We start from the raw sequence: 23,358 nt of genomic DNA on the forward strand, positions 1-23,358 counted from the left end.
TTAGGCTTTCAACCGAGGTTAGCTTATGCTAACTTTCGAGTTAACTATACGCCTGTTTTTCCCACTTGTCAAGGAAGTGCTTTCTGCACGTACGCACAAACAGGCTTTGGATCTACCGGACAACAGAATTGCTGCCAAGAGAAAGACCCACAGCTCCTTTCGAACTGTGGGCTTCTCTCATTTCCTGATTGCACAAAGAATTATGAGCCTGCCCGATTCAACTGCCACTGAATGCTTTCGTTCTGAAGCTCTACCATGTGTCGGAACAGGCCACCTTCTGCCATCAGCTCTTGCGGGGTTCCCTGTTGGTCCACACAACCGTCTTTCAGAACAACAATATGGTCTGCCCCAGCCACAGTACGCATCCGGTGGGCGATGACCAGTACCGTCTTTCCGGCGAGAAGCTTCGAGAGCGCCCCCTGTACCTTGGTCTCATTTTCCACGTCCAGAGAGGCGGTGGCTTCGTCCAGCAATACGATGGGCGCGTCCTTGAGCAGCGCACGGGCGATGGAGATGCGCTGTCGCTCGCCGCCGGATAGCTTTGCGCCGTTTTCTCCGATGGGCGTTTGGTAGCCATGGGGCAGTTTGTTGACAAACTCCTCGCAGTTGGCGGCTTTGGCTGCGGCCATCACCTCCGCATCGGAGGCGCCGCGCCTGCCCAGGCGGATGTTTTCCATCACTGTGTCGTCAAACAGCACCACATCCTGAAAAACCATGGAATAATCGGTCAGCAGCACCTCTGGGTCCACCGTGGCAATATCCACCCCGCCCACTTTGATGGCGCCCCCGGTGACATCCCACAGACGCGCCGCAAGCCGGGCGCAGGTACTTTTACCGGAGCCAGAAGGACCGACCAGTGCAGTAATCTCGCCTTCTTTGGCGGTAAAGCTGACATCGTGCAGGACAGCCTTTTTGTCATAGGCAAACTCCACATGGTCAAATACGATGTCGTGTCCCTTGGGCTGGAAGATTTCCGCCCCTTCGTCGATGGGTGTCTCAAACAGAGCGTTCATCCGGTCTGCCGACACCTGGGAGACAAATAGCTCGGCGATCAGCGCAAGGCTCTGATCGAAGGGCGCATAGATACGGGTAATGACCATGAGGAACAGGAACAGCAGCATGAAGTCGATCTGTCCGGACAAAATTAGCCCCGCGCCCGTAAGGATCGTCGTTGCCACGCCCAGCCGCATGATGACGCTGGCCCCGTTGACGAACAGGCCGGTAACCAGCTCGCCGCGGATCATGATCCGTTCATGGTCGTCGATCTTCCGGTACAGCCCCGCAAGATAACGCTCCTCCTGATTGGTGGCACGGATCTCCCGCACATGTTCCAGCGCCTCCTGCATCCCATCTGAAACCCGCACGGCGGCGTGCTTGGTCTGCTCAGCCCGGCGCTCGGTGAGCTTCCGGCTTCCAAACAGCAGGCCAAACGCTACCGGAACTCCCCAAAGACAGGCAATGGTCAGCCGCCAGTCATACCAGAGCAGGCAGACCGCAATCACGGCGGTGGAAATGTAGGAGCCGTACAGGTAGCCCAGCACATGGCTCCAGACATGTTCCATGCGGTTGACATCACCCATCAGGGTCTCCGTCAGGTCGGCCAGATCGCGCTTACCGAAAAAGCCAAGGGGCAGCTTGCGTAGCCGTTCCGCCAAACCCAGCCGGGTGGCTTTGACTTCGCCGTACACAAGACCGTAGGTGGCCTTATACTGCTGGAAATGGGTGAGAAAGGAAAGAAGCGCAAACACCACAAGACCGGCCAGTACAGGCAGAGAGGCGGTCAAGGAGGCACTGTCGGTCAGAGATGCCATCAGGCCGGACATCACAAGGTACAGGATGCTGACCCCGCCCATGACCACCAGATTGACGACCACCGTCCAAAAGGTGCCCTTTTTGGTGTTCTGTACGCCCTGATCCGTCAGGGCATATTTCCGTTGAAATTTTGCTCCGAACATTTATTTTCCCTCCTTGCCGCTTTCCATTTTCCATTGGATCGCCCGATTATAGTCGGCCCACATCCGGGTGTACAATCCGCCTGCCGCAATCAGCTCCCCGTGGGTGCCCTGCTCTGTCACCCGGCCACCCTCCAGCACCAGGATCTTATCCGCGCCCACCACGGTGGAGAGTCGGTGGGCGATCATGATAACCGTACGATCCTTTGTCAGCCGAGCGAAGGCTTTCTGGATCAAGGCTTCATTTTCCGGATCCGCGAAAGCGGTGGCTTCATCCAGCACCACAATAGGGGCATCCTTCAAAATGGCCCGTGCCAGCGCAATGCGCTGCGCCTCGCCGCCGGAAAGATAGGTCCCCTCGGTTCCGATCACAGTATCCAGCCCCTGAGGCAGCTTTTCCAGAATGTCGCCGCACTGGGCGGCTTCCAGGGCGGCCAGCACCTGCTCCCGGCTGGCATTGGGACGGGCCGCCCGAACATTTTCCAGAATGCTGGCCTTGAACAGGCGGTTGTTTTGAAACACAAAAGCGACCTGATCCATCAGCACATGGGGATCGATCTGGCGTACATCCACGCCGCCCACTTCCACGGCACCGGTGTCCACGTCCCAAAACCGGGGAATTAGACTGGCGGCGGTGGTCTTGCCCCCGCCTGAAGGCCCCACTAGCGCCACGGTCTCTCCGGGCTCGGCGGTGAAGGAGACCTGGGACAGGGCGGGAGACTGCGCGCCGTCGTAGGTAAAGCTCACATCCCGGAATACCACCCGGTTGTCCCTGGGCGTCTGGGGATGATTCGGCACCGGCAGCATCGGTGCGTCCATGACCGGCTGGATACGCCCCAGAGCGGTGTTGGCCAGCATCATACCGGAAGCCGCAAACATAATCTTGGCCAGTGCCGTGGAAATGATGGCAGAGAATACGGCGTAGAAGGCGAAGTTTGTGACAAGTCCCGCAAAATCACCCGAAGCCAGTGCGCCGGGAGCCAGGAACAGCACCACCGGTACCAGAAACAGAAAGGCGCCCTCAGTAAAGGTCAGATTGATGGACTGCGGAACGCGGCACACATCACCTTGATAGTACTCCGCCTTAGCGCTGTACTCCTCAATGGCCTGCTGAAAGGCCTTGAAGGAGTAGACGGTCTGCTGAAAGATCTTGACCACCGGGATGCCTCGTACATATTCCGTGCCAGCTTTGGTCATACGGTCCTGGGCCGCCTGGTATTCCGCCATAAGCTCGGCGTTTTTGCCGCCCATCATGCTGAACATGGCAAGGATGGAGATCACCGCCGACAGCAGGCATGCCGCACCCATACGCCAATCAAACACGAACATCAGCACCAGCATGGCAAGAAACAGGGTGATTGTGCCCACGATGTCCGCCAGATTGTGAGCCAGCAGGGTTTCTGTATCGGCGGCCGCTGCGTCCAGGCGGCTGCGGATCAAACCGGAAGCATTGGCATCAAAATAGCCCAACGGAGCCTGCATCACATGTGCCATGCCCTGTTTGCGGATGTTGGACGCCGTGCGGAACGCCGCCAGATGGGTGCACATCAGACCCAGGAAGTAGATGAGGATGCCGCCCACCGCGAAAGCAAAGGCGATCCAGCCATAGCGCGTCACGCTCTGGGCCTGCGTCCAATCCGGCGCCACGGCAATCAAATCTCGGGCCGCCAGCCAGATACAGAGATAGGGAATCATACTGCACACCATGGATATTGCTGACAGTCCTAGCCCCAGGAAGGTAAGCCGCCTGTGGCTGCCCGCATATCCCAGCAGAACGGTCAGAGCGTTTTGCTTCTTTTCCTTCACAAATATTCCTCCTTTTATGGTTAGCTATCGCTAACCATTTGTGTAAAAAGAAAGGGGCAAAGCCCCGATCTTACGAAAAAGATTGGCGGTATGTTACTGGCCGATCAGCTGCAACCACCCGGCAGTGTAGAAATCCCGCAACTGGTCCACATACCGCATGGCCTGCTCCTTGGGCATGTCGTGGACGACGATCTCGAAAATGCCGTTAAACATTCCGCTGGCAATGATGTGGCATAGCTGTGCATCCAGCTGGGGGCATTCATGCCCCAGACGGTGGAGTACCTCCAGGTATTGGAGGGTGTATTCCACTTCGACCTCCACCATATTATGGACGAAATGCTCATAGCTGGTGCCCTCGGCCTTGCACAGCAGCAGCTTCACCGGCTCTCGGTGGTCGCAGATGTAGTCCACCATCCAATGGACGCATTGGCTGGACTCCAGTCCCATGTGTTCCGGCTGTTCCTGCTCCGGCAGCTCGGCAAAGGAGGTCTGGGCTTCCATGAACCGGCCCATCAGCGCAGCGGCGTGGGGCTCCACGATGGATGCAAAGAGCGCCTCTTTGCTGGAGAAATAGCCGTAAAATGCGCCGGTGGTGACACCAGCCTGCTTCACAATCTGCCGCAGAGATGCGCCCTGAAAGCCCTTCTCTGTAAATTCCTCCATAGCGGCCTGCTGGATTCTCTCCAGCGTGGCAGTCGATTTTTCTTCCATATACAACCTCATATAACAGTGACATATAACACTGTTATAATAGAGCGGTGAGCATTTTTTGTCAAGAGGCAGTGGAAGAAATATCGCAAAAGGGATTGCTGTATAAAATTAACACAGCAATCCCTTTATATCATACCAAACGTAGTTCCTATCCTTTTGTATAAACTTCTACTACTCCGTGTCCACCAAAACATAGTATACTGCTCACCTATACGCTACCAGAAAGTTCTGCGATAAAATATGGGCAAAATGGTCGTTTTATAACCTCAGATGTATCATCTTCACCATGCACCATCGATCAGAAACTGCCATACTGGCCTTTGTGGAGAATCGCAAACCATCTCTGGGGATATGGCGATAATAAGCTTCCTGGGCAAGAATCTCGACCCCGCCGCCGATTTTCCCGGTCAGTTCCGAGGCTTCATCCACATAGAAAAACATCCGGGCATCGCCGTGGCCTACCTGCCTCATGTACTTTTTCCGCATCATGGCCATGCCGCTTTTGCTCACAGCATCAAAGACAAGTTCTATCTCTCCGAATTGCTGCAGCATTCGAAGCAGCCCCATAACCTTGGCTTCCTCAAAATAGTGGAACAGCCCACCAGCGGTGACAAGGAGGGGAGCATCCGGCACATTGGCACGGATCCGCCTGATCCAGTCGTCATCAAAGGCATCGGCAGCAACATAGGTTTCCCGCTCCGGCTCCGGCAGCAACTCCCGCCGATACTCCACCACATGAGGCAAATCCACAGCATACCAGCGAGTGCGGCCGTTGTCGCAGCGATGATATGTGGTTTCCAGACCGCATCCAAGCTGGACGATGACCCCGTCCCGCCTGCGTCCCAGAAATGACCGGATGAACCGATCCATATTGGCTGACCGAACGGCGGAGGCCAGCAAGGTGTACTGGTTCTGGTCACCCGGCTTCAGCAGACCAGCCGGCAGCTTCTCCTTCAACTCCAGCGCCTTTTTATCGTATAGGATTTGCGGGCAATGTTCGCTGGCATAGAGCCTACCCAGCATAGGGACAAACAGCGTATCTTCCACAACGCCTAAATGGGACATTCGTTATCCTCCTTCCAAGCAACTAGCCTCAGCCCAGCGCCACATCCAGTGTCATCATGAGGGTAAATCCAACTGCAAACAGAATGGTTCCCACATTAGAGTGCTTTCCCACTGACATTTCCGGGATCAATTCCTCCACCACCACATAGATCATCGCTCCTGCGGCAAAGCTCAGGGCGTAGGGCAGTACCGGGACTAAAATTCCAGCCAGAAGGATGGTCAGGATGGCGCCTAACGGCTCCACCGCACCGGACAACGCCCCATACAGGAAGGAGCGGAATTTTGAGAACCCTTCCGCCTTCAAAGGCATGGATATGATAGCGCCTTCCGGGAAGTTCTGAATGGCGATTCCCAAAGAAAGAGCTAACGCCCCCGCCAGCGTGATCCCACTGTCTCCATAAAGCCACCCGGCGTAGACCGCGCCTACTGCCATTCCTTCTGGGATATTGTGCAGTGCCACGGCCAAAGTGAGCATGGTTGTCCTTCCAAGACTGCTTTTGAGCCCTTCTGCCTCCGAACTGCCGCGGTGCAGATGAGGAATCAGCCGATCCAGCCCCAGCAGAAATAGAACACCAAGCCAGAAACCCGCAACAGCAGGTACAAAGGACCATCGGCCCATATCTGCTGCCTGCTCCATCGCAGGTAACAGCAGACTCCAGATGGAAGCGGCCACCATCACTCCTGCCGCAAAGCCGGTAAGCGCACGCTGTACCAGCTCGCTCAAATTGTTTCGCATAAAAAAGACACAGGCCGAACCCAGCGTTGTCCCAACAAAAGGAATCAGCAGGCCTTGCCATAGTTCCATTGACATACGATCCTCCAATCTGGTCATGGTATTTGTTCGCAAAGTTTACCTGGACAATCTGGATATGCATGGACACCTCCAGTGCGCCGAGCGTCAGCAACAGGCTGCTTACCTGCCGCTCCAAAAGTGCTCTAACTGTTCGAAGGTAAAACGGGAGCGTCCCCATCGGACAGCTCTGATGAGTACGCTCCCATTTTCACTTTTACTTGCGCTTATATGACTCATGTATCATCAAAAAACGACCCATCAAGAAAAGTCGAGCGTAAAAATCATGAATCAGTAATAGTATCCATTCGGCATCAATCAGATATTTCATCCGGTCTGTTGTCATGATTGTGATGATGTTTTCCGCAACAGTGGTGCCCACCGTGCCCGCCGCAGCAACAATGGCCATTGGGGTTGAAGGGATCAAAATGCAGTAAATCAACTTTCTCGACGGAAACCTTAGTATTCATGACGTTGGTATTCTTGTGTTCCAGCATAAAAACACTCCTTCATTATAGTTTGTATTATTTGTGTTCCGAGAATGATCAGAACATAGAACGCTTGCAGTTAGCTATCGCTAACTGCATTAAATTCTACCACACGACTCTATCCATGTCAATCATAAGACCATTTGCATAGCGAAATCTTACCTTCTCCATGGGATTAAATTTTTTGGCCACCGTCCTTGCCACCACCGGTGTATTAGGGCCGGTTGTGGGAGCGCTGGTACATAATGCGGGTTCCGTCCTGGTCATTATCAACTCGGCGCTTCTCCTTGGCTGGAAGCAGAAGTCGCTATGACAAGCATGATTCCATCTCCTCTGTTCCCTGTATTCAGAAAATTCTTGCATCTTGTCGTATTATGATGTATCATCCAGTTAGTGTGCGCTAACCACTGGCGTTTGCTCTCGGAAAAGGTCTGTTTTATCGTGAGGCGGGATGAGAACATGTTGCGAGAATATCTACAAAGTCAACGGATTCACCAAATTTCATGGAGTGTCAGTATGCCTGGAGTCCAGATCTGTCACTTTTCCCTGACAAGGTCCAGCAGAAATGGACAACTGCCCATTCCGGTGGTGGGAAAGCCTCTGCATTTTGAAGCCTTCTTTTGTTTCGGTGGTCGGCTTTTCCTTCATCCTGATCAAGCAGAGCCCTATACCGTGGAAACGTCAGATATTCTTCTTCTCTCAGACCCCTCATGGCTTCTCTCCTGCCAGTGTAGCCCAGACCTGTGTGGTGTACTGGTGGCGGTAGATGCAAAGCTGGCAAAGGACAGTTTTTCCTCTATCTGTACCACAATGGGAATGGAACTCGACACTAGAATCGTCAGAGAAAAGATGATTTCAAACAGGGGGCATATGGTCATATCCGGAACCTCCTGGTCCCAAGCACTGTTTCAGGATCTTCTGAACCTGTCGAAAGAAGCTCAGGATCGGTATTGCGTATTTAAGGCTGTGGAATTGTTATATTTGCTCTGCTCCAAAGTACCAGTTTCTCATACACCAGGTACCAATGTCCATCGCTATGTCCCCCAGAGCATTTTGGAGGCCACATGGTATATGCAGGCCCATTTGGGGGAGAAACTCACCATCCCCCACATCTGCAAACAATGCTCTGTTTCCCCCACATTTTTGAAGGAATGGTTTCACCGTGCGTATGGGGTTTCCGTCCATAGCTGGTTGGTAGAACAGCGCATGAAACAGGCCCATAAACTGATTTGCACATCCAAACTCCCCATCCACCAAATCGCACAAGCCGTGGGCTACACCGGAATCAGTCAATTCAATGCAACATTCAAACGATTCTATGGTATGACCCCAAGCCGACTGAGAAAAATGTCAGAAACCGCAATCTCGCGTCCGATTTGACAACGAAAAGTGTCCTACTTTGCTGCTATAATGATGAGATATTCCAAAGAAGCCTGGAACAAAAGGAGTGACGCCAATGAAGCAGCATCGATTTTGGGCCTGGGGGGCCGTCATCTGTATGATCATGGTCATGGTGACAGGCTACAAGAGAAAGTAAGGGAAAGGATGGGTTACCATGAGTATTTATAGCAAATTGGCCTGCTTTGCAGGCGGAGCCTTGTTTGGATCCTTCGGGATCAAACTGCTGTCCAGCAAGGACGCAAAAAAAGCCTACGTTCATGCCACTGCCGTAGGACTGCGCATGAAGGATTCTGTAATGGAGACCGTAACCACGGTACAGGAGAATGCTGCTGACATTCTTGCCTCTGCCAAAGACTTGAATGAAGCTCGCGCTGCCAAGGAGGCAGAGGAAACTGCTGCCTCCAAGCTGGACGAGGTGGACGCCTAAGAAAACAGCAGAGGGAGCCGCATGGGCGGCTCCCTCTGCCTGTCGAAAAAGGTCACCTTTTGGTGGCCTTTTTCGACAGGCTGCGAGGAGCAAGCGTATGCTTGCTCCTCGTTGACTTTTGCTCAACCTATGCAGGCATGAACTGCGGCAGTAGCTCCATCTGCCACCGCCGTGGCCACCTGACGCACCTGCTTCACCCGAATGTCTCCCACGGCGTAGACACCAGGAATGCGGGTCTCCATCCAGTCGTTGACAGGGATGTAGCCGTCTTGCAGCTCCAGCTCCGTATACAGCTGGGTATTGGGTACCGTCCCGGCATAGACAAAGATGCCGCACCCGGGATCGTCCACGGTGGTGATGGAGCCGTCCACCTCACTGCGAAGGTCCAGCTGCTCCACTTGGTTCTCCCCGCGGACGGCGTGCAGGCGTGTGTTGAGCATCAACTGGATGTTGCGGGTCTTCTTCACCTTGTCTCGGAACTCCGCAATGCAGCCCAGTTGGGGCTCGAAGTGGATGATGGTCACCTTCTCTGCCAGGCTGGCCAGGTACAGGGCTTCTTTCACAGCGCCGTCAGCACCACCGACCACGTACACATGCTTTCCTGCGTAGTTGGCCCCGTGCTTGGCAGCGTTCATGCCCATTCCCTTTCCTGCCAACTCCATTTCTCCGGGAATCCCCAGCTTGCGCCCAGTGGTACCATTGGCCAGGATGAGCTTCTTGCAGGTATACTGTCCCTGGTCTGTGACCACCGTCTTCACGTCTCCTTGCATCTGGACCTGCTCCACCGTCTCCTGGCGGATTTCCACTCCGGCGCTCTCCGCCTGTTCCCGCATCCGGGCGGCAAAGGAGACTCCCGTCTCTCCAGGGATAATACCTGCATAGTGGGTAACCGTAGAGACCTTCCCGATGAGACCGCCCACCTCGCCTTTCTCCAGAATCAAAACCTTCTTGCCACGGCTGACACCGTAAATACCAGCACTAATCCCAGCGGGGCCAGCGCCCACCACAATGATATCATACATATCGCATACTCCTCTCTTTTTACATCAGGCCCAGGGCAAATTGCAGGACCAAACTCACAACGGTAATGGCCACCCAGCAGCAGGCACCCATGGCAATGGGCTTACCGCCGCTTTTGACCAATTGGATGATGTTGGTGTTCAGACCGATGGCAGCCATGGCCAACACGATCATGAACTTGCTCAGCTCCTTCAGGGGATCAAAGACCGCAGCGGGAATCCCATTGCTCACAGACACCGTGGTAATCACCGATGCGGCGATGAAAAACAGAATGAAGAAGGGAAAGATTTTAGACATCTGAATTTTGGCCTCGCCGTTGCCCCGCTCCTTCCGGGTGCGCATCAGAGCCAGCACCAAAGTGATGGGAATAATGGCCAGGGTGCGGGTCAGCTTCACAGTCACAGCCTTGTCCAGGGTCTGGGTACCCAGATTCCACATGCTGTCCCAGGTGGCAGCGGTGGCCGTGACCGAAGAGGTATCATTCACCGCCGTCCCGGCAAAGATACCGAAGGCCTCGCCAGAGGTGGTATCAAAGCCCACCAGCTGGCCCAGCGCTGGGAAAATCAAGGCGGCCAAGACATTGAAGAAGAAAATCACGGAGATAGCCTGGGCCACTTCGTTTTCGTCGGCGTCAATGACGGGGGCGGTGGCAGCGATGGCAGAGCCACCGCAGATGGAGGACCCCACACCCACCAAGGTGGCCACTTTGCCGGGGATGTTCATCCATCGGCTGAGGAGAACCGCCACCACCAGGGACACCGTAATGGTGCACACGATGATGGGTAACGATTGGCGTCCGGTTTGAATCACCACGTTCAGGTCCATTCCAAATCCCAGGAGCACCACCGCCCACTGTAACACTTTCTTAGAGACGAACTTGATGCCGCTGTCCACGGGCTCCCGCCACTTCCAAACTAAGGTGATCACCATGCCGGCCAAAATGGCGATGACCGCCCCACCAATAATCGGGAATGCTTTCCCTGCAAACCAAGATGGAACCGCTATGGCCAGGCACAGCAAAATTCCATATCCATTCTTTTTCACGAACTGCAACGTTATTCCACCTTTCTCTGATTTTGGTCTCTCTTGTTGTTCAAGTGCATTATAATATGGCTCTTCCAAAAAATAAAATTATTTATATTGATATATAGATAAATTTCCGTTATGATATAGGGGATGATTGACGAGGAGGGTCTCCCCATGCTGGACTTTCGCATTGAAACCTTTTTAAGTGTATGTCGGCATATGAGCTTCACCGCCGCCTCGGAGGAGCTGCACATCACCCAGCCCGCCGTCTCCCAACACATTCGCTTTCTGGAGAAGACCTATGGCTGTCCGCTCTTTCTCCGGGATGGGAAACGAATTGCCCTCACTCCGGCCGGTAAGGTGCTGCTGCGCACCATGGGTTCCCTGCGCAACGACGAGAAAGCCCTGATCCGGCGGATGCAAGAGGCGGGGTCCCAGGGGAAAACTCTGGTGTTCGGCGCCACCCGTACCATCGGAGAGTATGCCATCCTCCCTGCTCTGTCCCAGTATCTCAAACAGCACCCAGACGTGAATGTCCAGGTGCGGTATGGCAACACCCAAATGCTGGTGGACCTGCTCCACGCCGGGGAGATCGACTTCGCCCTGGTGGAAGGCTATGTCTCCCAGGACGACTTCGACATTTTGGTAGACCGGGTGGAGCCATATCTTCCGGTATGTGCCAAAGGCCACGTCTTTCAAAAGCCGGTGTCCTCCCTGCGGGATTTGCTGGGGGAGCGGCTGCTCATTCGAGAGAAGGGGTCGGGCACCCGTGAAATTCTGGAGAAATACCTCTCAGCCTTCAATCTGAGTGTATCCGACTTCTCCCACTATGCCCAGGTGGAGAACATGCACAGCATTGTGGGGCTGCTGCTCCAGGATTGCGGCATCGCCTTTGTCTACCAGGCCGCTGTGCAAGACCTATTGAAAGAGGGGAAAGTGAAGGTCATTCCCATTTCCGACTTCCAGATGCACCACGAGTTCACCTTCATCTGGAGCAAAAACAGCTGTTTTGCCCAGGAATACCGGGAGATCTGCCAGCAACTTCACAGCAACTGTCAACGCCCCCTTGACGAAGTCCCCGTCCAGTGATACCATTGGCGTTAGCGCAACCAAACTGCAAAGGAGTTTCACCATGCATTCCCAACTCATTTATCTCATTCTTCTCTCTACGGTCACCGGTGTGGGAGGCCTGGCCCTGGGTGGCCTGCTGGCTCTGCTGCTCAAGCGGGAGTCCCCCAAGGGCACCAGCCTGCTCTTGAGTTTCACTGCCGGGCTGATGCTGTGTATTGTCTGCTTCGACATGATTCCCGAGGCCATGGAGCAGGTGGACCAGCTCATCATTCCCCCTGTATGCCTGGTGCTGGGCTTTCTCATTACCTTCGCCCTCAACGCCTGGATTGACAAGAGCATGCACCACGAAGATCACCACCACCCCCACCACTGTGCCTGCGGCCACCATGACCTGAAGACCGCCGGGTTTGTGCTGGCCGCCGCCGTGGCCCTGCACAACATGCCGGTGGGTATGGCGGTGGGCACCACCGTGGCGGTACAGGGTATCTGCTATGCCAGCCTGCTCACCGCTGTCACCATCGCCTTTCACAACATCCCCGAGGGCATGAGCATTGCGGTCCCCCTCCTCCACGACGGCACCAAGCCTTGGTCTGCCATTGGCGTGGCCGCTCTTAGCGGCGCTCCCACGGTGCTGGGCGCTCTGCTGGGCTACTTCATCGGCAACCAGACCCCCATGGCCCTATCCGTGGCCATGAGCATTGCAGGCGGCGCCATGCTGTATGTAGTGTTCTTTGAACTACTCCCCGAGGCTTACCAGCAGTGGCGGTCCAAGTGGGCCATTCTGGCCACCATCATTGGCTTTGCCCTGGGTCTGCTGCTCATCTCCAGCCATCTGCACATCCACGTACATCCCCACTAATGAAAGGTGGTACAACTATGACAGACCGTGAACTGGTCGCTCTAGCCCACGTCATGCTGGACCGGGCCTATGCCCCCTACTCTCACTTCCCGGTTGGGGCGGCGCTGCTGTGCTCGGACGGGACGGTATTTACTGGCTGCAACGTGGAAAACGCGGCCTATGGACAGTGCCTATGTGCCGAACGCACGGCGCTAGTTAAGGCGGTGAGCGAGGGACACACCCACGACTGGGAGACCCTGGCTGTGATCTCCCGGGGAGAAGATTACTGCTGGCCCTGCGGCGCCTGTCGTCAAATGTTGTATGAATTCAAACCAAATTTACGTATTTTAGTGGCCCGAGGAGACCAAAGCTATCAGGAAGTAACCTTGGAGCAACTGATGCCCCACGGCTTTGGCCCTGAGCAGCTCAACGATGTTTGATGAATAAACCTCCTTTCCCCTGCCCATACTACCAGTGGCAGAGAAAAGGAGGTTTTTCACGTGTTTTTAGACAAATTAGCCTTGTCCCTGGCCATTATCGGTGGTCTGAACTGGGGCGCCATCGGTCTTTTTAACTTTGACTTGGTGGCCCTGATCTGTGGTGGCTCCGGCAACTGGCTGGCCCGCACCATCTATGCGCTGGTGGGTTTGGCCGCTGTGTGGTGCATCACCCTGCTGTTCCGTCCCATGGAACACCATGACAACCGACAGACCTATCACGGATAAGTCCGTAAAAATCCCCCGACTTTTGAAAGTCGGGGGATTTTTAAGCGTGTCGAAACCATTCGACACGCTTCTCAAAAATGCCAGCATTTTTTCGAGGAGTTGCAGCCCGCTGCATGCAGCCTTGGGTCAAAGGGCGACCCAAGGCCACACTGGCGGGCTGAGAAGTGTTTTTCCCGATGCGCATGTCCCCGGGAAAAACAGATTTTGATTTATTTTCCCGCCCTGGGCGGGAAAACTCTGCCGAGGGCCCGTTGATGATACAAGCAGATGTATCCTTCTTACATAGATATGAGGTTTTTATCTGCTTATTTTAACAACAAATTCACGGAACCGCCCAGGGCCTCAATGACCCCGTACCCTTCCCGGGCGTGGCAGCCGCCCACGGAGCCGGGATTCATCAGGTAGATACCCTCCCGGTACACCACCTTGGCTAGGTGGGTGTGTCCAAAGCAAGCCACCTGCACCTGGCGGTTTTTTGCCTCCTGGAGTAGCTCATCCAGCCCGCTTTTTACGTATTGCAGGTGTCCGTGAGTGAGGAGGAACCGCACTCCTTCCAGCTCCACCACCCGCAGGTCTGGGCCCTTGCCCCAGTCGCAGTTGCCCCGGACAATGTCCATGGGGATATCCGGGTACAGCTGGGACAGCTCGATACCGTCCCGGTAGTGGTCGCCCAGAAAGAAGACATGATGGGGCCGTTCGTGCTCCATGGCCTCCACCATCTTGCCCATGGCGCTGTGGGAGTCGGAGAATACAAGTATTTTCATGGTAGTCACCTTTTCTTTGTTTACTCATATAATAGAGCAGGCGAGCCAGAAGGGCTCTCCTGCCGTAGAGGAGGAATTGCCATGGCAAACTTGAATGGTCTGCTCCACAATCCGCAGGCCGCACAGCTGCTGTCCGACCAAAAAAAGCTGGAAGAGCTGCGTAACGCCCCGGAGACGCAACAGCTGTTCTCCATGCTGCAAAAGAGCACCGGCGGCGACCTGGAACAGGCGGCCAACCATGCCGCTCAGGGGGATTCCGCTTCCCTGGTCTCCGCCATTCGCAAGCTGATGCGGGACCCGGAAGGGGCCAAACTCATGGAGAAGATGAAACAACATCTCAACCAATAGCCACAAACAGGAGGGGGAGCCAATGGCGGAGTGGGAAGAAAAACTGGAGGGGATTTTGTCCAATCCCCAGGCCATGGAACAGATCATGTCTCTGGCCAAATCTCTGGAGGGGGGCGAGAATTCCGCCTCTCCATCCGCTTCCGCTCCGGCCCCTTCCCCGCCCTCTGCCCCCTCTGACTTGTCCGGGTTCTTGGGGAGTGTGGGGCAGCTGGACCCTAAAATCTTGTCCACAGCGGCCAAACTCTTCTCTCAAATGGGTAGACAGGACGATCGGCGCACCGCTCTGCTCCAGGCCCTGCGGCCCTTTGTGAAACCGGAGCGGTACGCCAAGCTGGACAAAGCCATCCAAATCGCCAAACTCTCGGTGCTCATCCGCAGCGGACTAGAGCTATTCCGGGCAAAGGAGGATGACCATGTATAGCCACTACTTACACGATGACGATTGGATGGTATTGGACGACCAGCCTGCCCAGGAGCCGCCCCGACGGGAGCGGCCCCACAGCCAGCCAACGCCCCCGGCCAACAACGCCCTCTTTCGAGAGGTGTCCGGGGGCCTGACGCAGCTATTAGACGGGCTTGGAAAGCATTTCTCCCTGGAAAACATCGACACGGGCGACATTCTCCTGGTGCTCATTCTGCTGTTTCTCTTTTTAGAGGGGGATAACCTGGAACTGGTCATCACCTTGGGGCTTATGTTGCTGTTGGGTCTGGGGGGCGATGAGGAAAAAACATAACCCTTTAGGGGGCCACAAAGCCCACCTTTTTATACACCTTCCGCAGGGTCTTCTGGGCCACGCGGGAGGCTTTTTCTGCGCCGTCACGGTAGACGCTCTCCAAATAGGCCTTGTCCTTCATGATGCGGGTGGCCTCCTCCCGGATGGGACGCAGGCACTCCACCACGGCCTCACCCACAGCGGGCTTAAAGACGCCGTAGCCCTGTCCGTCAAACTCCTGCTCGATCTCCTGGAAGGTCTTACCCGTCACGGAGGAGTAAATGGTCATCAGGTTGGCCACACCGGGCTTGTGCTCGGGGTCATAGCGCACACAGTTCTCCCGATCGCTGTCGGTGATGGCACGCTTAAACTGCTTCATGATGACGGTGGGGTCATCCATCAGGCACACCCGTCCGGTGTCCTCATTCTCCGACTTGGACATTTTGGAGTCGGGGTTGGTCAAGGACATGATACGAGCTCCCACCTTGGGAATGTAGGGCTCGGGCATCTTAAACACGTCTCCATAAATACCATTGAAGCGCTGGACGATGTTGCGGGTCAGCTCCACGTGCTGCTTCTGGTCCTCTCCCACAGGCACATAGTCAGGCTGATAGAGGAGAATATCCGCGGCCATGAGAGAGGGATAGGTGAACAGGCCACCGTTGATATTGTCCGCATTCTTGGCAGACTTATCCTTAAACTGCGTCATACGAGACAGCTCGCCAAACATGGCATAGCAGTTGAGCACCCAGCCCAGCTCGGCATGCTGGTGGACGTGGGACTGGATGAACAGGGTGTTCTTCTCCGGGTCCAGACCACAGGCAATATACTGGGCCAGCTGCTCCAGCGTGCGCCGACGCAGATCGGCGGGATTCTGACGCACGGTGATGGAGTGCAGGTCTGCCATGAAGTAGTAACAATCATATTCTTCAGCTCGGGCTGCCCAATTCTTAATGGCGCCCAAATAGGAGCCCAGGGTCAAATCCCCGCTGGGCTTAATACCGGATAGCATGACTTTCTTTTCCGTTTGCTGTTGCATATGCTTCACAACCTTTGCTATTTTTCCCAATCAGCCGCCCGTATTGGGCATAAATGGGCCAAATTTTAGCCCTTTGCTGTTTTCCACACATTATACCACATCCCTGTAAGGGCTGCAACCAGCGGGTGTAATTACTACAATTTGTTTCCACATCCTTAAGAATTCTTAAGAAAAGACCCATGGCAGTATTAAAATTTATCCCCCATACTATGACACATGTAGGGGGCTGTTCCCCCTGACACCTCATAGGAGACAGATACGCTATGACGAATATTTTGGAATACCTGGAACGCAGCGCACAGCTGTTCCCTGAAAAACCGGCTCTGGTGGACGAGCGGCAGTCGATTACCTTCACCCAAGCGCTGGAGGACAGCCGACGGGTTGGTTCCTCCCTGGCCCTCTCCCTGGCCAAGGGGCAGCCTGTGGCTGTCTATATGGAAAAGAGCGTGAAAAACCTCTGCGCCTTCTGGGGCATTGTGTATGCCGGCGGTTTTTACGTATCCTTTAATACCCAGCTTCCCACTTCCCGGCTCCAGCAAATGCAGTCGGTGTTGCAGGCGCCCTTTGTCATCACCGACGAGGAGCACCGGGCAGCCCTGGAAGAGGTGTTCCCGCCTCACCGCATCCTGCTCTATCAGGACCTGGTGAAAAGCACTGTGGACCGTGCCCTGCTGGCCCAAATCCGGCAGCGCCATGTGGACACCGCCCCTCTCTACGCCAACTTCACTTCCGGCTCCACTGGGGTACCCAAGGCCGTCGTGGTGGGACACCGCTCCACCCTGGATTTCATTGACCACTTCTGCCCCATCTTCTCCATTACCCAGAAGGACGTCATTGCCAACCAGGCCCCCTTTGACTTTGACGTATCGGTGAAGGACATCTACTCTGCCCTGGCCACTGGTGCCACCCTGGTGCTGGTGCCCCGCCCCCTGTTCTCCCAGCCTCAGCAGTTGCTGGATTTCCTGTGTGAACACCGGGCCACCACCCTGATATGGGCGGTATCCGCTCTGTGCTTAATCACCACTGTCCACGGTTTGGACTATCGCACACCAGAGACGGTGAACAAGGTGCTGTTCAGCGGCGAGGTGATGCCCGCCAAGCACCTGAAGATCTGGATGGAGCACTTGCCCCGCGCCCAATTTGTCAATCTGTACGGCCCCACTGAGATCACCTGCAACTGTACATACCATATCATTGACCGGGAGCGGTCCTATCCCGACGGCATTCCCATGGGACAAGCGTTTCCCAACGAGGATGTGTTCCTACTGGACGGAGACGACCAGCTGGTCACTTCTCCCAACGTAGTGGGCGAGGTGTGTGTGCGAGGCTCGGCCCTGGCCTTGGGCTACTACCGAAACCCGGACCAGACGGCCGCTGCCTTTCCCAACAATCCCCTCAACCCATGCTATCCCGAGCGCATCTATCGCACCGGAGACTTGGCCCGATACTCCACCCTGGGAGAGCTGCACTTCTGTGGTCGCAAGGACTTCCAGATCAAGCACATGGGCCACCGTATTGAGTTGGAGGAAATTGAGCGGGCTGTGTCCAATCTCCCCGGTGTGCATCGGTGCTGCTGCGTGTTCCACAGCGAAAAACATCGGCTGTATGCCTTCTATCAAGGAGAGCTCACCTCCAAGGAACTGCGCTTGCAGCTGCTCCCCACCCTTCCCCCGTATATGATTCCCAATGTGTTCCGTCAGGTGGACCAGTTCCCCCTGAACAAGAACGGCAAAATTGACCGCACATTACTGATGAAAGGAGCTGGTAGCCGTGGATGATATCGCTGTGCAATCCCTGCTCACGCAATATGCCACCCCCCTGTACCTGTTTGACGGGGAAACGCTGCAACAGCGGGTTTCCTACCTGCGTTCCAAACTGCCTTCCGGAGTAGGTCTGTGCTACGCCATCAAGGCAAATCCCTTCCTGGCCGGGTACCTCTCTCCTCTGGTGGAGCGGCTGGAGCTGTGCTCCCCCGGTGAGTACCGCATCTGTGCCCAACAGGGCCTGCCCCTGTCCCAGTTTGTGGTATCTGGGGTGTACAAGACCCCAGAGTTCATCCAGGAAATCCTGCCCAACTCTCCGGCCATCTTTACGGTGGAGTCCATGGAGCAGTTTGATCTCATCCACTGCACCGCCCAGGACAGCGGCTCCCCGGTGTCCCTGCTGTTGCGGCTGACCAGTGGAAATCAATTTGGTCTGGAAAAGGACGAGATCATCGAGATTCTCACCCAACACCAGAATGATCCGCTGCTCCACTTTAAGGGTATCCAGTACTTCTCCGGCACCCAGAAGACCTCGGTGAAGCGTCTGACCCGGGAACTGTCCACGGTGGACGAGTTTTTGCAGACTCTGGAGCATCTGCTGGGCCATCCCATGGAAGAATTGGAGTTTGGCCCCGGCTTCCCGGTGAGTTACTACGCCGAGGATGACTTCCCGGAGGACGAGTACCTGGAGCAATTTGCCCAGCTGCTACAAACTATGACCTTCTCCGGCACCATCACCCTGGAGCTGGGCCGGAGCCTGGCCGCTCACTGTGGCACCTACTTCACCCGGGTAGTGGACGCCAAGTGCAACCACAAGCAGAACTACGCCATTGTAGACGGTGGCATGCACCAGCTGGTGTACTACGGCCAGTCCATGGCCATGAAGCTGCCCCCCATCCGCCACTACACCCACCATTCCCCGGGAAATGTGGAGCCGTGGAACATCTGTGGCTCTCTATGCACCATCAATGACATTCTGGTCAAGCAGCTGCCCCTCCCCTCTCTCCACGTGGGAGATGTGCTGGCCTTTGAGCGCACGGGGGCCTACTGCATGACCGAGGGTATTTCCCTATTCCTCAGCCGGGACCTGCCCGCCGTGCTGTACCGCCACCCAGACGGACAGGTGGACGAGCTGCGCTCCCACTTTGAAACCTACCATCTCAATACATCAAATCTACAGAAATGAGGTAATTATCATGGAACAACTGCTGGAAATCTTGGAGGAAATTCGCCCCGACCTGGACTTTGCCAATTGCCAGGACCTCATTGATGGGCACCACCTGAACTCTCTGGACATTATCTCTATCGTGGCCGAGCTGGAGGACGCCTTTGATATCACCGTTCCCACCGTGGAAGTCATTCCCCACAACTTCAACTCCGCCCAAAACCTCTGGGCTATGATTCAACGTCTCCAAGAGGAGGGATAACATGGCCTCCTACTTCTCCCCCCAGTACCTGGCCGTCCTGCTCCCTGCTACGGTGGGGCTCTATGCCATCACACCGCAACGGGCGCGCCGCGTGATCCTGCTGCTGGCCAGCTATGCGTTCTTCTGGGCGGTGAGCGGGTCGCTGATTGTCTATTTACTCTTTTCCACTCTGTCCATTCACCACCTGGGGCTGTGGTTGGAACTGACCGCACGCAACGGGAAGGAAAAGCTGGCACTGGCGGAGTCGGACCAACGGAAAGCCATCCGTGCTGGCATTCAGCGGCAACAGCGGGGCATCATCCTGCTGGCGGTGGTCATTCACATCGGCCTGCTCCTCACCCTCAAGTACAGCCACTTCTTCCTCAGCAACGGAAACGCCCTGCTGCGCTTCCTCCACATGCCCGCCATTCTTCCGGTCCCCTCCTTCTTGCTCCCCATCGGCATCTCCTTCTACACCCTCCAGGCTGTGTCCTACCTGATTGACGTGTATCGGGGCAAGATTCAGGCCGACCACAATCTCTTCCGCCTGGCTCTGTTCCTGGGCTTCTTCCCCCAGATGATGGAGGGCCCCATTTGCCGCTATGAGCAGACCGCCCAGCGGCTGTGGGAGGCGCCCCCCATGTGCTGGAACAACTTCCTGCTGGGTGGTCAGCGCATCCTGTGGGGCATCATCAAGAAGATGGTGGTGGCGGACCGACTGAACATCTTCATTCTCAACGTCTTTTCCGACTACGACCAGTACAACGGCTCCATCATCGCCGTGGCAGCCATCTGCTACACCATTCAGCTGTACATGGACTTCTCCGGCACCATCGACGTGGCTCTGGGCAGCGCCCAGCTCTTCGGGGTCGCCCTGCCGGAAAACTTCCAGCGTCCCTTCTTCTCCCGCACCATCTCGGAGTTCTGGCAGCGGTGGCACATCACCCTGGGCACCTGGTTCAAGGACTACATCTTCTACCCGGTGAGCATGTCCAAGCCCATGAAGAAGCTCACCTCCAAGGCCAGAAAGCGCTTCGGCCCCCGTTACGGCCCCATCCTCACCAGCAGCGTGGCGCTGTTGTGTGTCTGGCTGTGTAACGGCCTATGGCACGGTTCGGCCTGGAACTACATCTTCTTCGGCCTGTACCATTTCGCCCTGATCTTTGCTGGAAATCTGGTGCAACCTCTGGTCCTCACCGTCACCGAGCGGCTCCACATTGACCGCAACCACATCGCTTACCGGCTCATGCAGACCCTTAGAACCTGTGTGCTGGTGTGCATCGGTGAGCTGTTCTTCCGGGCGGAGGGCCTGAAGAACGGCCTGAAAATGGCCTGGCGCATAGTGACCGACTGGTCCTTCTCTCCCATCCTCAAGGGCAACCTCTTTGCCTACGGCATTGACGGCCCCGACACCGTTCTGGTGGCGCTCTTCCTGGTATTTCTGCTGGTTGTGGGCATTATGCAGGAGCGGGGCGTCAAGTTGGGTGAGACCCTGGTGTCCAAGTCCTGGCCGGTGCGCATTGCCGTGTATTATGCGGCCATCTGCTTCCTGGTCATCTTCGGTGCCTACGGTATCGGCTACATCCCTGTTGACCCCATCTATGCAGGCTTTTAATCGGAGGTAATCTCATGGTAAAAATCGCAAAAACCCTCTTGGGCCTTGCCGCCTTTGCCCTGGGGCTTCTGGTAATCCTCTACGGCCTGTCCTTTCTCTTCATTCCCAAGAACAACACCAAGGACGCCGGTATGGAAGAGGTCATCGCCAACGGCATTCAGGGAGAACCCGAAAATTCCATTGACGTGGTAGTGGTGGGAGACAGCGAGTCTTACTTCTCCATCTCCCCCCTGCTCATTTGGAAAGACACCGGATACACCAGCTACGTATGCGGCAGCGGCCGCCAGTATCTCTCCTACAGCAAGACCCTGTTGGAGCGTGCTTTTGAGACCCAGTCCCCCAAGCTGGTGATTCTGGAAACCCTGTGTATCTACCGTCAAATTCCGGCTAAAACCGTGGTGATGGATGAGGTATCCCGGTACCTGCCCATCCTCCGCTACCACGACCGCTGGAAGACCATGACCCGGGAGGATTTCAGCCCCACCGACGGCAACAGCTACACCACGCCCTATAAGGGATACCGCCTGAGCAGTGCAGCCAGCAGTGCAGATGCCACCAACTACATGGCCTACACGGATAAAACTGCATCCATTCCCGTGCTCAATCGGCTGTTGGTGGAGCAGATTCAGGAGCTGTGTGAGGAACACGGCGCCAAACTGCTGCTGCTGAGTACCCCCAGCACCGTCAACTGGAACTACCAGCGCCACAACGGCATTCAGGAGCTGGCAGACGAGCTGGGCCTGGAGTACATCGACCTGAACACCAAGACCCAGGAGGTCCCCATCGACTGGTCCAAGGACACCTTTGACCGGGGCGACCACTTGAATCACACCGGAACGGTCAAGGTCTCTCAATTCCTGGCCAAATACCTGGAAGGGACCCAGATGTTCTCTGATCGCCGGGGAGACAGCAAATATGCCAGCTGGAACACCCTCCTTCAAGATTACGAGGCGGAAGTGGCCAAAGCTTCCTAAACACACAAATGTCCTCCTGCATTGGCAGGAGGACATTTGTGCGTGTCGAAAAAGTTCGACACGCTTCTCGAAAATGCCAGCATTTTCTCGAGAAGTTGCAGCCCGCTGCATGCAGCCTTGGGTCAAAGGGCGACCCAAGACCACACTGGCGGGCTGAGAAGTGTTTTTTCCGATGCGCATGTCCCCGAAAAAAACAGATTTTGATTTATTTTCCCGCCCCCGGGCGGGAAAACTCTGCCGAGGGCTTTTTATGGTGCAAGACGATGTATTTTTCTTGCATGAATATGAGGTTATTGACAGCCTGTCCTTTTCTGCAAAAATCCCCTGTCGTTTTAGACAGGGGATTTGAATTACCGCCGGCTTCTGGAACCCAGAAAGCGCAGGAGATACAAAAACAGGTTGATGAAATCCAAATACAGCTGGAGAGCGGAGTAAATCGAGGCCCGCTCCAGCAGCGCCACATCATGGCTGAAATACTCGTAGTTCTTCTTGATCTTCTGGGTGTCATAGGCGGTGGCACACAGGAAAATCACAAGCCCCACCATACACACCAGTCGATCCATCGCACGGATATCAAAGAGCATCAGCACCAAACCGCTGATGACCAGGAAGATGAGCCCGCCAAAAATCAGAGGACGCAGACGGGACAGGTCCGTGTGGGTAAATCGGCCATACAGGGCAAAGCCACCGAAAAACAGGGCGGTCAACCCAAAGACCAAAATCAACGCCGCCACATCAAAGGCCACAAAATAGACGGAGAACACCACGCCATTGAGAATGGAGTAGATGAAAAACAGGCCTCTGCTCACATGCACCGACTGCTTATGCAGGCGGGCGGAGAAGACCAAAACCACGGCGATTTCCGCCACCAGCAGTATCATCAAAATGGAGGGCGTAGTCATCAGCAGCCGAATCACCAGGCCGCTGGCGGCCATGTACCAGGCCAGCGCAAAGGTAACCATAAGCCCCAAGAACATCCAGCCAAAGGTGCGGGACATATAGAGATTGAGGGTCAGCCCTCCGGCTGCATAGCTGCTGTCAAATTCGCCAGGGTTAAAAGAACCATACTGTTTCATATCAGGTCTCCCGATCCACTTGTTTCATGGTTTTCAAATTTCCAATTTTCAAACTGCGGCGATCCAGCTCGGCCATCACATCCTCCAGAGGGATGTTCTGCTGGGCCATCATCACCATCAGGTGATAGATGAGGTCGGAAATCTCGCCCACGGTGTCCTCTTTGACTCCGTTTTTGGCGGCGATGATGGTCTCCGCACACTCCTCCCCCACCTTTTTGAGAATCTTATCCAGCCCCTTGTCAAACAGGTAGCAGGTATAGGAGCCCTCCTGGGGATTGGACCTACGGTCCAGAACCACCGAGTACAGGCTCTGCATAGTATCGTTCATGGGAATCCTCTC

At 55.4% G+C, this 23,358-nt stretch carries 26 protein-coding genes; 14 read left to right on the plus strand and 12 right to left on the minus strand.

The genetic code is table 11. From position 1 onward, the window contains the following. Positions 1–200 precede the first annotated feature (200 nt). From B5F12_RS05825 to B5F12_RS11705, 6 genes are all read right to left on the minus strand, one after another. Positions 201–1,955 carry an ABC transporter ATP-binding protein gene (locus B5F12_RS05825; RefSeq protein ID WP_087231687.1) on the minus strand — a complete coding sequence of 585 codons (1,755 nt, stop codon included), beginning with the start codon at positions 1,953–1,955 and terminating at the stop codon, positions 201–203. Continuing rightward, positions 1,956–3,758 (minus strand): ABC transporter ATP-binding protein, encoded by a 1,803-nt coding sequence (locus B5F12_RS05830; RefSeq protein ID WP_087231690.1) that lies wholly within the window; start codon positions 3,756–3,758, stop codon positions 1,956–1,958. A gap of 93 nt (positions 3,759–3,851) precedes the next feature. After that, complete coding sequence (locus B5F12_RS05835; protein ID WP_087231692.1) at positions 3,852–4,469, minus strand: TetR/AcrR family transcriptional regulator; 618 nt, start codon at positions 4,467–4,469, stop codon at positions 3,852–3,854. Between the two features lie 258 nt (positions 4,470–4,727). Then, positions 4,728–5,534 carry a class I SAM-dependent methyltransferase gene (locus tag B5F12_RS05840; RefSeq protein WP_087231695.1) on the minus strand — a complete coding sequence of 269 codons (807 nt, stop codon included), beginning with the start codon at positions 5,532–5,534 and terminating at the stop codon, positions 4,728–4,730. 28 nt (positions 5,535–5,562) lie between these two features. Continuing rightward, a complete protein-coding gene (locus B5F12_RS05845) occupies positions 5,563–6,345 on the minus strand; it encodes a ZIP family metal transporter (RefSeq protein ID WP_087231698.1) in 783 nt (260 codons plus the stop codon). A gap of 293 nt (positions 6,346–6,638) precedes the next feature. After that, on the minus strand, positions 6,639–6,821 hold the full coding sequence (locus B5F12_RS11705; protein ID WP_143482339.1) for a hypothetical protein: 183 nt from the start codon (positions 6,819–6,821) through the stop codon (positions 6,639–6,641). A gap of 450 nt (positions 6,822–7,271) precedes the next feature. Between B5F12_RS11705 and B5F12_RS05860 the strand changes: the two genes are divergently transcribed. Then, entirely contained in the window at positions 7,272–8,192 is a 921-nt protein-coding gene (locus B5F12_RS05860; RefSeq protein ID WP_087231704.1) for an AraC family transcriptional regulator, read from the plus strand. Between the two features lie 175 nt (positions 8,193–8,367). Further along, positions 8,368–8,640, plus strand: a complete 273-nt coding sequence (locus B5F12_RS05865) for a DUF6110 family protein (RefSeq protein ID WP_087231707.1) — start codon at positions 8,368–8,370, stop codon at positions 8,638–8,640. Positions 8,641–8,762: 122 nt separating this feature from the next. Here B5F12_RS05865 and B5F12_RS05870 read toward each other — a convergent pair whose 3' ends face one another. Both B5F12_RS05870 and B5F12_RS05875 read right to left on the minus strand, forming a co-directional pair. Further along, positions 8,763–9,662 carry an NAD(P)/FAD-dependent oxidoreductase gene (locus B5F12_RS05870; RefSeq protein ID WP_087231710.1) on the minus strand — a complete coding sequence of 300 codons (900 nt, stop codon included), beginning with the start codon at positions 9,660–9,662 and terminating at the stop codon, positions 8,763–8,765. 19 nt (positions 9,663–9,681) lie between these two features. Continuing rightward, positions 9,682–10,782, minus strand: coding sequence for a YeiH family protein (locus B5F12_RS05875; protein ID WP_143482340.1), 1,101 nt, complete (start codon positions 10,780–10,782; stop codon positions 9,682–9,684). A gap of 78 nt (positions 10,783–10,860) precedes the next feature. Between B5F12_RS05875 and B5F12_RS05880 the strand changes: the two genes are divergently transcribed. From B5F12_RS05880 to B5F12_RS05895, 4 genes are read left to right on the plus strand one after another with little or no spacing between them, the layout of a single operon-like run. After that, positions 10,861–11,775, plus strand: coding sequence for a LysR family transcriptional regulator (locus B5F12_RS05880; RefSeq protein WP_087231715.1), 915 nt, complete (start codon positions 10,861–10,863; stop codon positions 11,773–11,775). 43 nt (positions 11,776–11,818) lie between these two features. After that, complete coding sequence (locus B5F12_RS05885) at positions 11,819–12,616, plus strand: ZIP family metal transporter (protein WP_087231718.1); 798 nt, start codon at positions 11,819–11,821, stop codon at positions 12,614–12,616. Between the two features lie 17 nt (positions 12,617–12,633). Beyond that, complete coding sequence (gene cdd / locus B5F12_RS05890) at positions 12,634–13,035, plus strand: cytidine deaminase (RefSeq protein ID WP_087231721.1); 402 nt, start codon at positions 12,634–12,636, stop codon at positions 13,033–13,035. A gap of 60 nt (positions 13,036–13,095) precedes the next feature. Continuing rightward, on the plus strand, positions 13,096–13,320 hold the full coding sequence (locus tag B5F12_RS05895) for a DUF378 domain-containing protein (RefSeq protein WP_087231725.1): 225 nt from the start codon (positions 13,096–13,098) through the stop codon (positions 13,318–13,320). Positions 13,321–13,625: 305 nt separating this feature from the next. Here the strand turns inward: B5F12_RS05895 and B5F12_RS05900 are convergent, their stop codons facing one another. After that, complete coding sequence (locus B5F12_RS05900) at positions 13,626–14,084, minus strand: YfcE family phosphodiesterase (RefSeq protein WP_087231728.1); 459 nt, start codon at positions 14,082–14,084, stop codon at positions 13,626–13,628. Positions 14,085–14,165: 81 nt separating this feature from the next. On the opposite strand from B5F12_RS05900, the gene B5F12_RS05905 reads away from it, so the two are divergent. Genes B5F12_RS05905 through B5F12_RS05915 form a run of 3 tightly spaced genes read left to right on the plus strand, consistent with a single transcriptional unit; the run spans position 14,166 to position 15,166 of the window. Next, a complete protein-coding gene (locus B5F12_RS05905; RefSeq protein WP_087231731.1) occupies positions 14,166–14,432 on the plus strand; it encodes a hypothetical protein in 267 nt (88 codons plus the stop codon). A gap of 22 nt (positions 14,433–14,454) precedes the next feature. Next, positions 14,455–14,853, plus strand: coding sequence for a hypothetical protein (locus tag B5F12_RS05910; protein WP_087231734.1), 399 nt, complete (start codon positions 14,455–14,457; stop codon positions 14,851–14,853). Continuing rightward, entirely contained in the window at positions 14,846–15,166 is a 321-nt protein-coding gene (locus B5F12_RS05915) for a hypothetical protein (protein WP_087231737.1), read from the plus strand. Before B5F12_RS05910 ends, B5F12_RS05915 begins: the two co-directional genes overlap by 8 nt. Positions 15,167–15,170: 4 nt before the next feature. Here B5F12_RS05915 and trpS read toward each other — a convergent pair whose 3' ends face one another. After that, positions 15,171–16,184 (minus strand): tryptophan--tRNA ligase, encoded by a 1,014-nt coding sequence (trpS, locus tag B5F12_RS05920; RefSeq protein WP_087231741.1) that lies wholly within the window; start codon positions 16,182–16,184, stop codon positions 15,171–15,173. Between the two features lie 263 nt (positions 16,185–16,447). Between trpS and B5F12_RS05925 the strand changes: the two genes are divergently transcribed. The 5 genes from B5F12_RS05925 to B5F12_RS05945 are packed head-to-tail and all read left to right on the plus strand — an operon-like array spanning position 16,448 to position 21,942. Continuing rightward, positions 16,448–17,962 carry an amino acid adenylation domain-containing protein gene (locus tag B5F12_RS05925; RefSeq protein WP_087231745.1) on the plus strand — a complete coding sequence of 505 codons (1,515 nt, stop codon included), beginning with the start codon at positions 16,448–16,450 and terminating at the stop codon, positions 17,960–17,962. Continuing rightward, positions 17,955–19,133: an alanine racemase gene (locus B5F12_RS05930; protein ID WP_242954905.1), complete on the plus strand. Its 1,179-nt coding sequence runs from the start codon at positions 17,955–17,957 to the stop codon at positions 19,131–19,133. The genes B5F12_RS05925 and B5F12_RS05930 overlap by 8 nt, the downstream gene beginning before the upstream one ends. Positions 19,134–19,143: 10 nt before the next feature. Then, on the plus strand, positions 19,144–19,374 hold the full coding sequence (locus tag B5F12_RS05935) for a phosphopantetheine-binding protein (protein ID WP_087231748.1): 231 nt from the start codon (positions 19,144–19,146) through the stop codon (positions 19,372–19,374). 1 nt (position 19,375) lies between these two features. Then, positions 19,376–20,968: an MBOAT family O-acyltransferase gene (locus B5F12_RS05940; protein WP_087231751.1), complete on the plus strand. Its 1,593-nt coding sequence runs from the start codon at positions 19,376–19,378 to the stop codon at positions 20,966–20,968. Between the two features lie 14 nt (positions 20,969–20,982). Further along, on the plus strand, positions 20,983–21,942 hold the full coding sequence (locus B5F12_RS05945) for an SGNH/GDSL hydrolase family protein (RefSeq protein WP_087231754.1): 960 nt from the start codon (positions 20,983–20,985) through the stop codon (positions 21,940–21,942). Between the two features lie 350 nt (positions 21,943–22,292). Here B5F12_RS05945 and B5F12_RS05950 read toward each other — a convergent pair whose 3' ends face one another. Both B5F12_RS05950 and hisE read right to left on the minus strand, forming a co-directional pair. Further along, the gene (locus tag B5F12_RS05950; protein WP_087231756.1) at positions 22,293–23,018 is read right to left on the minus strand and encodes a Bax inhibitor-1/YccA family protein; all 726 of its coding nucleotides are present in this window, start codon (positions 23,016–23,018) and stop codon (positions 22,293–22,295) included. 1 nt (position 23,019) lies between these two features. Then, positions 23,020–23,346 carry a phosphoribosyl-ATP diphosphatase gene (hisE, locus tag B5F12_RS05955; protein WP_087231758.1) on the minus strand — a complete coding sequence of 109 codons (327 nt, stop codon included), beginning with the start codon at positions 23,344–23,346 and terminating at the stop codon, positions 23,020–23,022. Positions 23,347–23,358: the final 12 nt, after the last annotated feature.

This window comes from Pseudoflavonifractor sp. An176 (genome assembly GCF_002160435.1).
In the GTDB taxonomy this organism is placed as follows: domain Bacteria; phylum Bacillota; class Clostridia; order Oscillospirales; family Oscillospiraceae; genus Enterenecus; species Enterenecus faecium.